This window comes from Treponema sp. OMZ 305 (assembly GCF_024181325.1).
In the GTDB taxonomy this organism is placed as follows: domain Bacteria; phylum Spirochaetota; class Spirochaetia; order Treponematales; family Treponemataceae; genus Treponema.
Map to the genome: position 1 here is coordinate 2,170,706 of NZ_CP051300.1, position 13,911 is coordinate 2,184,616.

Here is a 13,911-nt window from a genome sequence, read left to right on the forward strand (position 1 = left end):
TTGTAACGTACGAGGTTGCGCCATAAAAAAACAGTGTCGTCTTTTGTCATTAATTTTTCTTTTATAAAATCATCATGCCTTTCCATAGCAGCCAAGTGGTGATAGATTTTTTCATCACGCAAATCATCTTCTTGATCCATATTTTAAAGATTTTTCCAAAATTCTGCAGCTTCTTCAGGGGGTAATGTATTGTGCCATCCCCTTATTCCGCCATCTGCCGCTCTGCCCTTGTTATTTTCCGTCGCTTTTGTACTCTTTCGGCCGGCTTTTCGGTTTTGGCAGAAAGTTGATGAAAAACTTCTCCATCTCCATCTGTACAGAGAATTTTTGTTACTTTCGGTGTTTCATCGATCCACTTGTCCGCCAGTTCTACGGCATTCCATTCCGCATGAGAGAAGGTATGACAATTTTACCCGTCGCTTCTTTGCTGCAGTTTTTCGCACTCAGTATTCGATTGTAAACAGGTCGTCATTTTTCATTGTGTTTACTTATTTCGATATCTTTTTTCATTTTTTTTCCGTATTCAAAAAGGATCGAATCAAGATAATAGGCTACATCTTCTTTGTTAAATTCTTTATTTCTAATGGGTTCAACGGTTATTGATTACAGAATGCAATACAGGCATACCGGTTTATCATTCCACCGGCCACTTTCTCCGTACGCCCCCCTGGTGCAAAAGCATTACCTGCTAAAACTCATCGGTGTATCCGGTTTTCCGTAGCTTTTGCTTTTCTTTTAAGCTTAAAGCAGAACAACCGGAAAAGACTTTTTCGCCATAGCCTGTTTCGTAAGCTCCAACATAAGAACCCTTTTCAAGTTTTTCTACTCCAATGTTTACGGTCGTTAAACTGCTGCAATTCTTGAATGCAAAGTCGCCGATAGCCCGTATTCCTCTGCCGATCGTAACAGTTGTGAGGTTCGTACAGTCGGAAAATGCGTGATACCCTATGTTTTCTGTTCCATTCCCGATCATAACGGTCATGAGGTTTGTACAGCCGGAAAATGTTCTACTGCCTATAACTTTTATCCCATTTCCGATGGTAACGGTTTTCAAATTTTGACAACCGGCAAAGACTTCATATTCACCCTTGTCGCCTATTTTCTTTACACTGTCGGGTATTTCGATAGCTTCCAATCCGGAACTAGCAAAAGCGCCTGGACCGATTGTGCTTATTTCCTCCGGCAGGGTAAATTCTTTCAATGCAGTACAGCCCTCAAACATACGGGAGGGTATATATGTTAAGTTTTTCGGCAATACAACTTTTGTTAAAAATCCGCAGTATTGGCAGCATCCATGGATAGTCGTAACGGAATCCGGAAAAACAATAGAAACTATGTTTGTTTCTGAAAATGCCTCATAACCGATCTCAACTACCGGAAAATCTTCAATAACTGCGGGGATTACCACCTCCATCTCTGTGCCTTTGTATCTTTGAATGATAACACCGTCACAGGTTTCGTTTAAATCGTACTTAAAGTCAGTTGGAGGGTTTACTTTTTGCGCTTCCTGCGCCGTTGTTCCGGCAATGCTCACTAATGCAAACAAACACACCATACTTACGACAGTAAAATACCTTTTCATAAAACACTCCTCTAAAAAATTATTCGTGCGGTTTAATACCCGCCGTTCCTCTACCGCCACGGACGGCGGTGGTTCCGAACAGCAGCAATGTTGCGGCAGATTCACAACTTGCAGTCAAAACTATACACGGATGTATAGTTTTGACGAACGCTCTGCGTCGTAACAAAGGGTATTAAAGCCGACTGCAACCTCCTTATGAGAGCAACAACCCCGACGCAAGCGTCGGGGTTGTTGATTTCGAGGTCCCCCCCCCCCCCCCCCCCCCCCATCGCCCCGAATGCAGCTGTGATGAGCGATGCGGCTCCCGTTTTCTTGTTTGTTTTCACTGTAAACCTCCATTTTTTCCAAGAATTCCATATCATTTTTCCTCCAAATTATAAAATTCTTCCCAAGAGAATTCTTTTATTGTTTTCATATCAAATTCAATAACTTTGTCGATAGGAACAATTTTTCCAAATGCAAGAAACTTATCTTTGGGAATATGTTTTACAAGTAATTCATGAAAAAACTGTCCTCCTCGTTTTCCTGTTTCATCAGGTCTGTTGTCTATCAAAAGTTGATATTTAATGTTCTCATGTGTTTTTGATGATTGATAACCTGTTAGTTTCAAAAGCTCGCCAAAAAGTTTGTGTACTGCATTATGCCCGTCGCCGGATAAATGAGTTTTTGCTTCAACCATACAAAAATCACCGTTATCGTTGATGTATTCAATGTCTGCATGATTTTTCGCTCTGCAATTACTACATTGAACAGCACCAAGTCTATCACAAAAGGATTTTATTAAATCCTGTTCCGGATTTTTTCTTTTTTCTAAATCTTTCATCATTTTTTCCCGAATATTCCGCCAAAAGCAGAGCCAAAGGCACCTTTCATTTGAGATTTGACTCCGTTCATCGGCTGTGCGATTGAATCTTTCATCTGTTGTTTTGCCTCTTCAAAAGGCTGTGCCATTTGGTCTTTTATTTTTTCCATTTCGGTAAGTTCGCCTTTTGCCTTACGTTCTTCAAAATCCGCTTTTTTTTCGGCTTTTGCTTCTTCTGCCGCTAATTTGCACGCCTTTGAACAGTAGTTTTTCTTTGCCGTGGCGACAGCACGTCCTACAAGTCCGCCGGCAGAACCGAATAATCCGTCTCCGTCTATTTGCTTGTAGTATTTTCCGCACCAGTCACAGCGAACTTGTCCATTCCAAGCAGTTTTTACATGATTTAAAAATCCCATCTTATTCCTCCAATAATGATTATTTATTTCCAGCGATGCCGACAAAATCAGCATTGTAGTTCGGCTTTTTTGCAATTATACTCCATCCCTTACATATTCCTTTGGTCATTTTTCCTAAAAACTTTGGGAATTTTTCCTAAGACAGAAATATAGGTTTGTGCTATAATGAAAAAATATGTTGCCGGGTGTTATGAAGAAAATTTTCAAAATCGAGTCGATATTTATCTACACCGCACTCGCAATCTTTTTTTGCACAATTTTTTTTAAGCGGGCAAGTAACAATCTTATTCAAAAACTCGACACGGAAATGTTAGTGCTTCAAATGGATCCGAAAAGCATAGTTGCCGGCAGTGATAGCGCTGACATTTTTTCTGAAAATCCTGTAGATTTTGAATTAATTGCCCTTAAACTAAGATCAGACTACCAAGCCTTTACTTATTTTGATACACCTCTAAAAAAAGAACTTGAAGCAATCATTCAAAACATTCAAAGTGGTAATCGTAACACAGATGCTATTATCAGTTTTCAAAATCACATTCATGAGGTGCAGACAAGGCTGAACCTCGGCTACGACTCTCTTTTATATAGCGCCCTTTTTCTGATTGCGATTGCAGCTTTTATAATCCTTGAAAAATTCTTTAAAAATTCAATGCAACTCGAACAACTTAAAACAATGCAGACCGAACAGAGTAATTTCAGCCGCGACCTTCACGACGGAGTTGCACAGAATCTTGCCGCGCTCAATATCTATCTTGAAAAAGAAGACTTTTCAAAATCGAAATTTTACGCAAAACAAGCCCTAAACGAAATTCGTTATATGATCAGCTCCGGAAGTATTGAGTTTACGGAAGATTTTGAAAAAATTATACGCGAGATTTGCAGTGCATTTGAAGTGAATTTCGGAATAAAAACAAATCTATATGTTGCAAGTCAGAAAATAGGTACACTCAAAAATACGCAAAAGACACACCTCATCAGAATTTTGCAGGAGGCGTTGAGTAATATTTCACGGCATTCCGATGCAACACAAGTTGAAATAAAAATTGTAGACGGGATTGATGATTTCCGTTTTATCATCTGCGATAACGGAAAGGGTTTTGAAGAAACCGAAGTTGCAAGCAAGAAGCAAAAAGCTGCCGTAAAGCATTACGGACTTACCAATATCAAAAAGCGTGCCCAAATGATAGACGGCAGTGCGGATTTTATAAATGAAGGAGGCTTTACCATTGCAATCACCGTTAAAGATTCTGTTCATTGATGATCACACGGGCTTACGGGACGGAATGATTTTTATGCTTCAAAACAGAAATCCGTCATTTTCGATAATCGGCGTCTGAACAATCCCGGAAGCGGTAAAAAAACTTAATGAAGATAAAGATATCAAAATTGTGATTCTCGATTTAAACCTCGACGGTGAAAACTCGCTTGAATCGGTTTCAAAAATGAGAGGTGTGAAGCCTGATATTTTAATTCTGATTTACACTATGTACAATGATGATATTCACGTAGAACATGCACTTTTGATCGGCGTTCAAGGATTTATTACAAAAGAATCCTCTATTGATGAAGTTGAAAAAGCAATCCTTGCGGTAGGTTCAGGGAACACGTATTACAATAGCGTTGCAAGCAAAGTTTTGCACACTCTTTTACCGCAGAACAAAGGTAAGCACAGCGTTCATAACGAAAAAAGTTATCTTTTTGATAATTACAAAAGTCTTTCAAAAAAAGAGAAAGAGGTTTTCATTCATCTTGCTGAGGGGCTTGATGTAGTTGAAATTGCAAAACTGCTCGGAAAATCGGAAAAAACAATCTTAAATCAGCGGACGGCCGTTTACGGAAAAATGTTTATTCGCGATCGGCATGATTTGATTGAAAAAGCAAAACTTTTAGGGCTGCTATTTTAATGGGAAAAAATGTAATGAAACGAATCAACCGAAGGATGTTTACAATCATGTTCACCATTGCAAGCATTGTGATTAATTGTATGTGTTCATATCTTGCAGGGCTTGTTGCTTTTCCGTTGTATTTGGATTCTCTGCTTACCATTGCCGTAACAGCCTTGTGCGGACTTATTCCGGGGATTGTGTGTGCAATCGCAAGTAACGCTCTTTTGTGCATTTTCGCAAATACAGGGCTTCTTTTTATGCTCTGTCATATTTCTACCGCAGTAGTTGCACATCTGGTATTTTATTCCGAACGGGAAAAAGCCAAGACACCTTCAAACCCGAATACCCCTTATATGGATGTTTCTTACACAACCGAAAATTTTATGTGGATAGGTTTTATCTCAGCCATTACCAATTCAATTCTGGGCGACACCATTTCCTATCTTTTTTACTCAGCAAATACCTCCATTCCTCAAGTAGACAACGCCGTTCAAGGAATATATGTTGTAACACAGAGCTTAACATTTGCGGCATACTTCGGCGGCACCGTTACAAATTTGATAGACAAAGTTTTCAGTGCGACAGTGAGCTTGTTCGTATATAGATTTTATCAACAATACCCCGCACGAATCGAAAATCAATAGCGTCGGCGTAGAGTACTTCCGCTGTGTTTATAATTTATAGTATACGGGGAATACCCGTGATGTGAGTATGTCATATCACGGAATAGTATTATTTGGATGCCTGCGCGATAATGTTATACACTGCATCATGGATAACCGAGTTGGTGATTAATAAATCATCGATTTCTTGTCGCGGCTTATTCGATAGATTGGTTACCTTACCGCCCGCTTCGCTGACAATCAACTTACCGGCGCAGGAACTTAAGCCCATTGACGGCTTGACGTTAATCATCGCTTCGCTTTTGCCGGTTGCAAGCCAGATAAGCTCATAGACCGTACAAACAATTATCCGTATGCCGCGTACATGCGGCTGCAATTTTTGTATAAGGTCGAGTACTTTTCCGCTGTATTCGGCATTATAACTCGATGTTAAACAAATACTGACAATCGATTCGTCAAGCCGCGAACGCTGCGACACCCGCAGTTTCATAGTGCCGCAGTACGCTCCCTCGCCTTTGATTGCGTAGTAAATAGCGTTATTCGGCCAATCGAATATGATGCCGAAAATCGTTTCTTTATTTTTCCGCAAGCCGAGTGTTGTGCCGAACATCGGAATACCGGCAGCAAAATTCACTGTACCGTCAATCGGATCGATAAGCCACTCGTACGGACTTTCCCCGCGGTTTTCGCCGTATTCTTCACCGATAAACGTATGATCGGGAAAACGCTGCCGGATGCCCTCTACAATTGTTTGTTCCATAAACCGGTCGGTAAACGTGGCAATATCGTTCAATTCTTTTTTTTCAATTCCCTGAACACTATACCGTGATGCTTCCCGATAGGCTCCCGTTACCAGCGGAACCAAATAATCGTAGAGGTGATGTAATGTTGCTGACGTCATGCTGCTATCCATTAAACTGCAAGTACGAACCTCTAAAAACTAACCTTGAGTTTTAGAGATGCCCAAGCGACCCATCGCAATATTTGCTTCGGTTCCTTTATCGAAGAGGATGATGGAGTTACCGGAAAAGTCGAATGAGACTTTTTTATCAATGTCATAATCGACACTGCCGAACACAACGGAGGTAAGAATGGTGCCGTGTGAATTGATCTTAACGGTTGTTTCCATGCCCGCAGGTAAGGTTGAAAAGACGGTTCCCTCTGCGCTTCCGTGTTCGCTTATCTGCACATATTCAGGACGAATGCCGAGAATAACGCTTTTTTCTTCAAACGGGAGCGGCGTATCGCTGACAAATTCTGCCTGCAATCCGCAAAATTGAATGGTACCCTTACGGTATTCCGCCTCGATAAAATTCATAGTAGGATTACCGATAAAGTCGCCGACAAATACACACGACGGCTTATTGTACATTTCGAGTGGAGCGGCGTATTGCTTTAACAGTCCCTTTTCCATAATGCAGACCTTCGTAGAAAGCGTCATCGCTTCCAGCTGGTCATGCGTAACATACACAAATGTGGAATCGGTAGTGCTGTGCAGCCGTTTCAGTTCAACCCGTATTTCCGTCCTCAGCTTTGCATCAAGGTTTGACAGCGGCTCATCCATAAATAAAATTTTTGGATTGGGAGCAAGCGTGCGCGCAATGGCAACCCGCTGCTGTTGTCCGCCTGAAAGCTCACTCGGATATCTTTTTTCAAATTGCTCGATTTTCAGCAAGGCAAGCAGCTCCGCCACCCGTTCTCTGATGCGCCGGCTATCCCACTTTAAGTTTTGCAAGCCGAATGCGATATTTTGATACACCGTCATGTGCGGCCACAACGCATAGTTTTGAAATAAAAAGCCGACATTCCGTTTTGACGGCGGCACATTGATTCCTTTCTCCGAATCGAAGACGGGTGTGCCGTCGATGATAATCTTTCCCGATGTAGGCGTTTCCAGTCCCGCAATCATCCGGAGCGTTGTCGTTTTTCCGCAGCCGGAAGGACCAAGCAGCGTTACAAATGCACGGTCGTCTATTGTCATATTGAGGTTATCGACGCCGACAAATTTTCCCCATTGCTTTGTCACCTGTTCCAATATAATCTCAGACATCTTATTTTCCTCCTACGCCTTTCGTAACGCTTGCGCCTGTCAATTTATTCACCACCCAGTTGATAAGCAGCACGATAATGACAATCAATAAGTTTAACGCATTGCCGTACTGAGAATATCCTTTTTCGTTGTAATACATCAGTAGGGTTGTTGTAATGAAATTACTATCCACAATCAAAAGCACGAACAAAGACAATTCGCGCATGCACGAGATAAACGGCAAGAGATATCCCGACAAGAAACTCGGCTTTTGAATCGGAAAGATAATTCTCAACATCCGTTTCCACCACGGCGTATTGGTTAAAATTGCGGCTTCTTCTATTTCGCCTGACAGTTGCAGCATCGCGCCTGTAGCGGACTTTGTTGCAAAAGGCATATATTTAATAGCGCCGACCAACACGAGCAGAAAAAACGATCCGTATAAAAACGACCAGTTAACCGACAGTGCAAGGTACGCCATACCGAACGCCATCGAAGGAATAAGATATGGAATAAACGCGAGTGTGCTCACGATTTTTGATAGCTTGAAATGCCGTTTGTTTACAACCGCGTAGCCGACCAACAATCCGCACGTACCGGCAATCAGTGCGCAGGCAAGTGAGAGCAGTAAGCTATGCCCCAGCGCACTCCATACATGAGCATTGACCAAAATACCGCCTTCCCAGTTGTAGTATTGCGCTTGCAGAGCTTGCGAATTGGGGTCTCCGATCCAGAAATTAAACGACATATTGCCGAGTGTATAATTACCGGCGCTTTTCAGTACCGATTCCAGTGCAAAGGTGATCATCGGCAGAATAGAGATAGCGAAGACGATAAGAAGACCTGCTGCTGCAAGCGGCCGCCGCGCTGCTTTCAAATTGATGAATGATACTTGCGAACTCTTACCGGTTACCGTTGTGTATGACTTCCGTTTTCCCGTAAATAGGTTGTTGATGCCCAGTACGAATAACCCTAATACTACCAGCACGATACCGACTGCATAGCCTTGCGCCGGATATGCCTGATTAAAATAGGTCATCGAGGTGGTTAACGTCATAAAGCCGATAGGAGTACCGAGAAAAACGGGTACGGCATACGCGCTTACGGAACTGGCGAACACCAGCAAAAATGTATTCATCATCGCGGGAGCTACAATCGGTAAGGTAATCTTTATAAGGATTCTCCAGCGCGGCGTTTTTAGAATGGTTGCCGCTTCTTCAAGGTTGGCATCCATGTTTTTCAGAATACCGCCGATCAGAATATAGGCAAACGGCGCATAGTGAATACCGAGCGTCATCCCGATAGGGAATCGTCCGTAAACAAACCACTCCGGCGCATAGATATGGAATAACGAAGCGATAATCCCGTTTGCACTGCATCCGTGCACCGTTACGTTAGCAAACATATTGTGCCAAAAAAGCGCAATCGTCCACGACGGCATAATGTACGGAAATAAAAGCAGCGCCGATATCGGTTTTTTCAGCGGGATATTCGTCCGGTTGATAAACCATGCAAATACTCCGCCGATAATAATCGCAACTGCGGAAGCAATCAACGCCATGGAGATTGAGTTAAACAGCGGAACATAAAAGTAATTTTTACTGTAGTTATACTCCGACGTGAATAGAAGCGATTTCCATCCGCTGAGCGATATGCTTCCCGCCGGCTCTCCATGAAACAGCGCCTCCCGTAAATGTACGGTAAAACTTTCGATAATCATCGAAATAAGCGGGAAAATGGTGGTTACGCCGAGTAAAATGAGCGTAGTGGTAAGAATGATATTTGAGGGCTGGGAGAAAAACGATTTTAACTTATTGCCAGTCCGCTTTACGCTAAGTGTCATAGGTTTTTCCTACTAAGTTAAACGACTCGATACAAACCGGCTCAATTATATCCTTCAAGAAGTTTTACAATCGATGCCCAATCGGATTTTACATCGGCATAATTTTCCATTACAAATCCGTTTAGTAAAGAATCGATATCCTGCTGTACCGTATTATTTGTAGAATACACGCCGTTTCCTTCCTGATAGTTTGCAATGCCTTCTGCTGTTGACAGATAATTGATAAAAAGCATCGCCGTGTAGGGGCGGTCGGTTGTTTTTGCAATTTGTGTGTAAAATTTATACGCATAACCGTTAAAACCGTTCATGTTGTTAAAAAATTTTACCTTGTTGTATGTACCCTCTGCACCGATAGAATATTTACTGACCGGTGAAAAACCTATAACGGGAGTTGCCGCATCGACGACAATCTTGGAAGCGATCTTTCCTTCGCTTTCGTAGTCGGTAGTTTTCTTTAAAAATCCGTCTATGAACAAATATCCGGCATTTTTAAAGTTTCCTGCAGCTACTGCAGTATCGCATGCTCCGGCGCCGTATTTCGCATCATAAGCAGCGGCTAATTTTTGTGTCCAGGTATCGGTGGTCAATGCTGCCATAAATAGCTGGTTAATCGGCTCTCCCGCTTTCCGGTAATAGACTGCCGATGGGGTATCAATTAAATCCCACACATTGGTAATCTGTTCATCAAACTTTTTATCCATTGCAAATTCTTTAAAGTAGTACATAAAGGCGTACATATCGCTCTTTGCTGCACCGGGTACAATGGGATTTTCAATACTCTTGCGGTTTGGCCTGTTGCCTTGTATAATAGTAGGTTACAGCAACGTATAGCAATCGATAGCCAATTGATGTACATAATTCTGTACACAACCGACCGCCAAATCAACAACCCCGACGCGAGCGTCGGGGTATGTTGTTCTCATAAGGTGGTTGCAGTCGGCTTTAATACCCTTCGTTACGACGCAAGCGTCGGGGTATTAAACCCTCCGCACGAATCGAATGCGCTTAAGTACACAGGAGAATCCGCTTATGGCAGTTAAAAAAAGTGAATTATACGGCAGTTTGTGGGCAAGCTGCGACAGTTTACGTGGCGGAATGGACAGTTCGCAGTACAAAGACTATATATTAACGCTGTTGTTCGTAAAATATGTATCGGATAAATACAAGGGTGTCGTATACGGAGAAATTGATATTCCTGAAGGCGGCAGTTTTGACGATATGCTCGCACTTATCGGACAGAAAAATATCGGTGAAGGCATGGACAAGGTTATTGCAAAACTTGCCGAAGCGAACAATTTACGCGGTGTTATCGATAACGCACATTTTAATGTTCCTGAAAAACTCGGAAGCGGGCAGGAAATGGTAGATAAGCTTAGCAATCTGCTTGCAATCTTCCGCGATAAAATGCCCGACTTCGGTAAAAACCGTGCGGACGGCGATGATATCATCGGAGATGCCTACGAATTCTTAATGAAAAAGTTTGCGACCGAAAGCGGAAAAAGCAAGGGACAATTCTACACACCCGCTGAAGTTTCTCGTGTTTTAGCGCATGTTATCGGGATTGAAAAGGCTGTATCCGGTGAAAGCACCTTGTATGATCCTGCCTGCGGTTCCGGGTCTCTTTTGATTCGGGCGGCGGAAGCTGCTCCGCGGAATGTAGCGGTGTTCGGACAGGAAAAAGATATTACGACAGCGGGACTTGCCCGCATGAATATTGTGCTGCACAACAGAGGAACGGGAGAGATAAAAAGCGGCAATACGTTTTCTTCTCCGCAGTATAAAGATCCCGATGATGAAAGCGCCTTGCAGCAATTCGATTTCGCCGTTGTCAACCCGCCGTTTTCCGATAAAAATTGGACAGACGGCTTACAGGATTATGGTCAATTTGAGGGATACGGAGAGCGTCCGCCTCAAAAGAACGGAGACTTTGCATGGCTTTTGCACGTTATTAAATCATTAAAACGGAATGGCAAAGCAGCGGTCATCCTTCCGCACGGCGTTCTATTTAGAGGAAATGCGGAAGCGGCAATACGCCGCGCATTGGTTAATAAGGGATACATCAAAGGTATTATCGGGCTGCCTGCAAACTTGTTTTACGGTACCGGTATTCCCGCGTGTATTATCGTTATCGACAAAGAGAAGGCTGAAAAGCGCGGCGGAATTTTTATGATTGACGCAAGTAGAGATTTTATAAAAGACGGCAACAAAAACCGTCTACGGGAACGGGATATATATAAAATCACAACGGTATTCAATGCGCAGACGGAAATCCCTTATTACTCCCGCTTCATTCCATTGAGCGAAATACAAGAAAAAAACGATTATAACCTCAATATTCCGCGCTACATACAAAGCGGCGCAAGAGAAGATATACAGAACTTAAGCGGACATTTGAAAGGCGGCATACCTGTAGATGACATCGACAGCTTGGAAACATATTGGAATGCATTTCCTCAATTAAAACTGGCACTTTTTAAGCCGCTCAGAAAAGATTTCTATTCGCTTGCAGCGGAAAAAGAAGCGTTCTACGGTATTATCGAAAAAGATCCTGCTTTCGAAGAATATGCACACACGCTTGAAGCAGCTTTTGAAAGTTGGGTTCAAAAGGTAAGAAAACCGTTGTGCGAAATCACTGAACAAACGAAGCCGAAAGAACTCATCCGGCAGCTGGCGGCTGCTATTATCAAAGCATTTAAACCGATAGCGTTGATCGATATATATGATGTGTACGAAGTATTGCTGTCATACTGGAACGAAACGATGGGCGATGATGTCTACCTTATTATGCAGGACGGGTATGCCGTTATTCGTGAGATTGACAGCTTAAAAAAGCCAAGCGCCAAAAAAAATGCCGCCCCCGGTGCAACAAAAACCGAGTGGGATGGTAAGGTTATCCCTAAAGAACTTGTCATTGAACATTTTTTCTTTACGGAAAAAACAGCGATCGATAAGATAGAACAACTTATTACCGTAATTCAAGAAGAAGTGGATGAACTTTTAGAAAATGCTGAAGAAGATTCGATTATTGCTGAAGTTTTAACAGAAAAGAAAACACTGAACAAGGCGCTGCTAAAGCAACGGCTTGCAGAATTAAACAAAGAATCCGGCAGCTCGGACGAGGCGGCGGTTTTGCAATCTTTATCGGAAAAACAAAATAAGATTGACGAACAGAGCAAACTGCTAAAAGGATTCCGTGCTGCGCTTGATGAAAAAACACGCTGCCGCTATGCCGAACTATCCGATAAGGAATGCTTAAAGCTCCTCCTCGATTTAAAATGGTTCCGCTCTATTTCAAACGGCATTTACGCGCTCTACGAATCGGTAAATCATCATATTTCAAACCGTATCACCGAACTTGCCGAACGCTACGACCATACCTTACCGGAACTTGAAGCAGAAACAGCAGCCCTTGAACAAAAAGTTAAAGCGCACCTCCAAAGGATGGGAATCAAATGGTAGCGCCTGAAGGTTGGGAAATTGTAGAGCTTATATCTTTATCAGATGGTGGAATGCAAAACGGTCTATTTTACAACAATGATCGTAAATTTCGTGGTATTCCTATCATTAATGTCGGTGACCTGTATAATAAAGTTCCAATTGTAAGTAAGAGACTAGCGTTATTTAATGCAACGCATACAGAAATAAAGAGTTTTGCAGTAAATGACGGAGATTTATTTTTCACTCGTTCCTCTGTTGTGCCGGATGGAATCGCTTTTTGTAATTGGTATAAACAAACAAGCAAAACACCAGTCGTTTTTGATAGCCATATAGTTCGATTTAGAACAAACAAAAATAAAGTTTTACCAATGTTTCTATATTTGCAATGTATTTCAAGATATGCACGGATGTTTTTTCTTTCAAATGCAAAAACAGCTGCAATGACAACAATAGATCAAACTGTTATTGGAAAATGTTCTATCCTTCTTCCTCCGCTCCCTGAACAACACCGCATTGCAGAAGTGCTTTCCGACACGGATTTATACATAACAACTTTGGAACGGCTTATTGCAAAAAAAGAAGCGGTAAAGCAAGGTGTTATGCAAGAGCTGCTTACCGGAAAACGCCGCTTGCCGGGATTTAAGGGCGAGTGGGTTGAAAAACGGTTAGAGAATATTGTTAAAGTCTACGATTCTCTGCGGATACCAGTAACAGAAGCCCAACGGGAAAAAGGTTCGTATCCATATTACGGAGCAAATGGAATTCTAGATTATGTTAAAGGATATACACATGAAGGGGAGTTTGTTCTTCTTGCAGAAGATGGGGCAAATGACTTACTAAATTATCCCGTTATTTATGTCAACGGTCGAGTTTGGGTTAACAATCACACCCATGTTATTACTGGTCTTGCTGGTATTGCTAATACAAGATTTCTTAGTTATGCACTGAAAATCATAAGGTTTCAACACTTAGTGGTCGGAGGAACAAGATACAAACTAAATAGTTCTATTATGAGTAGAATTATTATATCAATCCCTCCAACTCTTGCCGAACAAACCGCAATAGCTGAAATACTTTCGGATATGGATACGGAATTATCAGCCTTAAAAAAGAAGCTGGAAAAAATCCGGTTGATAAAACAGGGAATGATGGATGCACTTTTGACGGGTAAAATCCGCCTACCGGAAGATAAACCGAATGTGCAATTTACGCAGAGAAAAGAGCAGGAAGAAATTCCGTATGCCGCAGAAAAAACGGAAGGGTATACGGCGAAAATTAAGGAAGGAAAATAA

At 42.1% G+C, this 13,911-nt stretch carries 14 protein-coding genes; 6 read left to right on the forward strand and 8 right to left on the reverse strand.

Annotated features, from left to right (window positions below; translation table 11 throughout):
- Positions 1–688 precede the first annotated feature (688 nt).
- The 4 genes from ABK01_RS09565 to ABK01_RS09580 form a co-directional block, all read right to left on the reverse strand.
- On the reverse strand, positions 689–1,582 hold the full coding sequence (locus tag ABK01_RS09565) for a leucine-rich repeat domain-containing protein (RefSeq protein WP_212565245.1): 894 nt from the start codon (positions 1,580–1,582) through the stop codon (positions 689–691).
- Between the two features lie 101 nt (positions 1,583–1,683).
- Positions 1,684–1,908 (reverse strand): hypothetical protein, encoded by a 225-nt coding sequence (locus ABK01_RS09570; RefSeq protein ID WP_253675459.1) that lies wholly within the window; start codon positions 1,906–1,908, stop codon positions 1,684–1,686.
- Positions 1,909–1,940: 32 nt separating this feature from the next.
- A complete protein-coding gene (locus ABK01_RS09575; RefSeq protein WP_253675460.1) occupies positions 1,941–2,408 on the reverse strand; it encodes a hypothetical protein in 468 nt (155 codons plus the stop codon).
- Positions 2,405–2,800, reverse strand: a complete 396-nt coding sequence (locus ABK01_RS09580; protein WP_253675461.1) for a hypothetical protein — start codon at positions 2,798–2,800, stop codon at positions 2,405–2,407. The genes ABK01_RS09575 and ABK01_RS09580 overlap by 4 nt, the downstream gene beginning before the upstream one ends.
- A 190-nt stretch (positions 2,801–2,990) precedes the next feature.
- On the opposite strand from ABK01_RS09580, the gene ABK01_RS09585 reads away from it, so the two are divergent.
- From ABK01_RS09585 to ABK01_RS09595, 3 genes are all read left to right on the forward strand, one after another.
- Complete coding sequence (locus ABK01_RS09585; protein WP_253675462.1) at positions 2,991–4,058, forward strand: sensor histidine kinase; 1,068 nt, start codon at positions 2,991–2,993, stop codon at positions 4,056–4,058.
- A 130-nt stretch (positions 4,059–4,188) separates the two neighbouring features.
- The gene (locus tag ABK01_RS09590; protein WP_253675463.1) at positions 4,189–4,704 is read left to right on the forward strand and encodes a DNA-binding response regulator; all 516 of its coding nucleotides are present in this window, start codon (positions 4,189–4,191) and stop codon (positions 4,702–4,704) included.
- A 14-nt stretch (positions 4,705–4,718) separates the two neighbouring features.
- A complete protein-coding gene (locus ABK01_RS09595) occupies positions 4,719–5,330 on the forward strand; it encodes a hypothetical protein (RefSeq protein WP_253675464.1) in 612 nt (203 codons plus the stop codon).
- Between the two features lie 88 nt (positions 5,331–5,418).
- Here ABK01_RS09595 and ABK01_RS09600 read toward each other — a convergent pair whose 3' ends face one another.
- From ABK01_RS09600 to ABK01_RS09615, 4 genes are read right to left on the reverse strand one after another with little or no spacing between them, the layout of a single operon-like run.
- The gene (locus ABK01_RS09600) at positions 5,419–6,210 is read right to left on the reverse strand and encodes an inositol monophosphatase family protein (RefSeq protein WP_253675465.1); all 792 of its coding nucleotides are present in this window, start codon (positions 6,208–6,210) and stop codon (positions 5,419–5,421) included.
- Between the two features lie 39 nt (positions 6,211–6,249).
- The gene (locus ABK01_RS09605; protein WP_253675466.1) at positions 6,250–7,359 is read right to left on the reverse strand and encodes an ABC transporter ATP-binding protein; all 1,110 of its coding nucleotides are present in this window, start codon (positions 7,357–7,359) and stop codon (positions 6,250–6,252) included.
- A gap of 1 nt (position 7,360) precedes the next feature.
- Positions 7,361–9,181 (reverse strand): ABC transporter permease, encoded by a 1,821-nt coding sequence (locus ABK01_RS09610; protein ID WP_253675467.1) that lies wholly within the window; start codon positions 9,179–9,181, stop codon positions 7,361–7,363.
- 41 nt (positions 9,182–9,222) lie between these two features.
- Positions 9,223–9,906 (reverse strand): hypothetical protein, encoded by a 684-nt coding sequence (locus ABK01_RS09615; protein WP_253675468.1) that lies wholly within the window; start codon positions 9,904–9,906, stop codon positions 9,223–9,225.
- Between the two features lie 123 nt (positions 9,907–10,029).
- Here ABK01_RS09615 and ABK01_RS09620 point away from each other — a divergent pair, with 123 nt between their 5' ends.
- Genes ABK01_RS09620 through ABK01_RS09630 form a run of 3 tightly spaced genes read left to right on the forward strand, consistent with a single transcriptional unit; the run spans position 10,030 to position 13,911 of the window.
- Entirely contained in the window at positions 10,030–10,221 is a 192-nt protein-coding gene (locus ABK01_RS09620) for a hypothetical protein (protein ID WP_253675469.1), read from the forward strand.
- The gene (locus ABK01_RS09625; RefSeq protein WP_253675470.1) at positions 10,211–12,640 is read left to right on the forward strand and encodes a type I restriction-modification system subunit M; all 2,430 of its coding nucleotides are present in this window, start codon (positions 10,211–10,213) and stop codon (positions 12,638–12,640) included. Before ABK01_RS09620 ends, ABK01_RS09625 begins: the two co-directional genes overlap by 11 nt.
- A complete protein-coding gene (locus ABK01_RS09630) occupies positions 12,634–13,911 on the forward strand; it encodes a restriction endonuclease subunit S (protein WP_253675471.1) in 1,278 nt (425 codons plus the stop codon). The genes ABK01_RS09625 and ABK01_RS09630 overlap by 7 nt, the downstream gene beginning before the upstream one ends.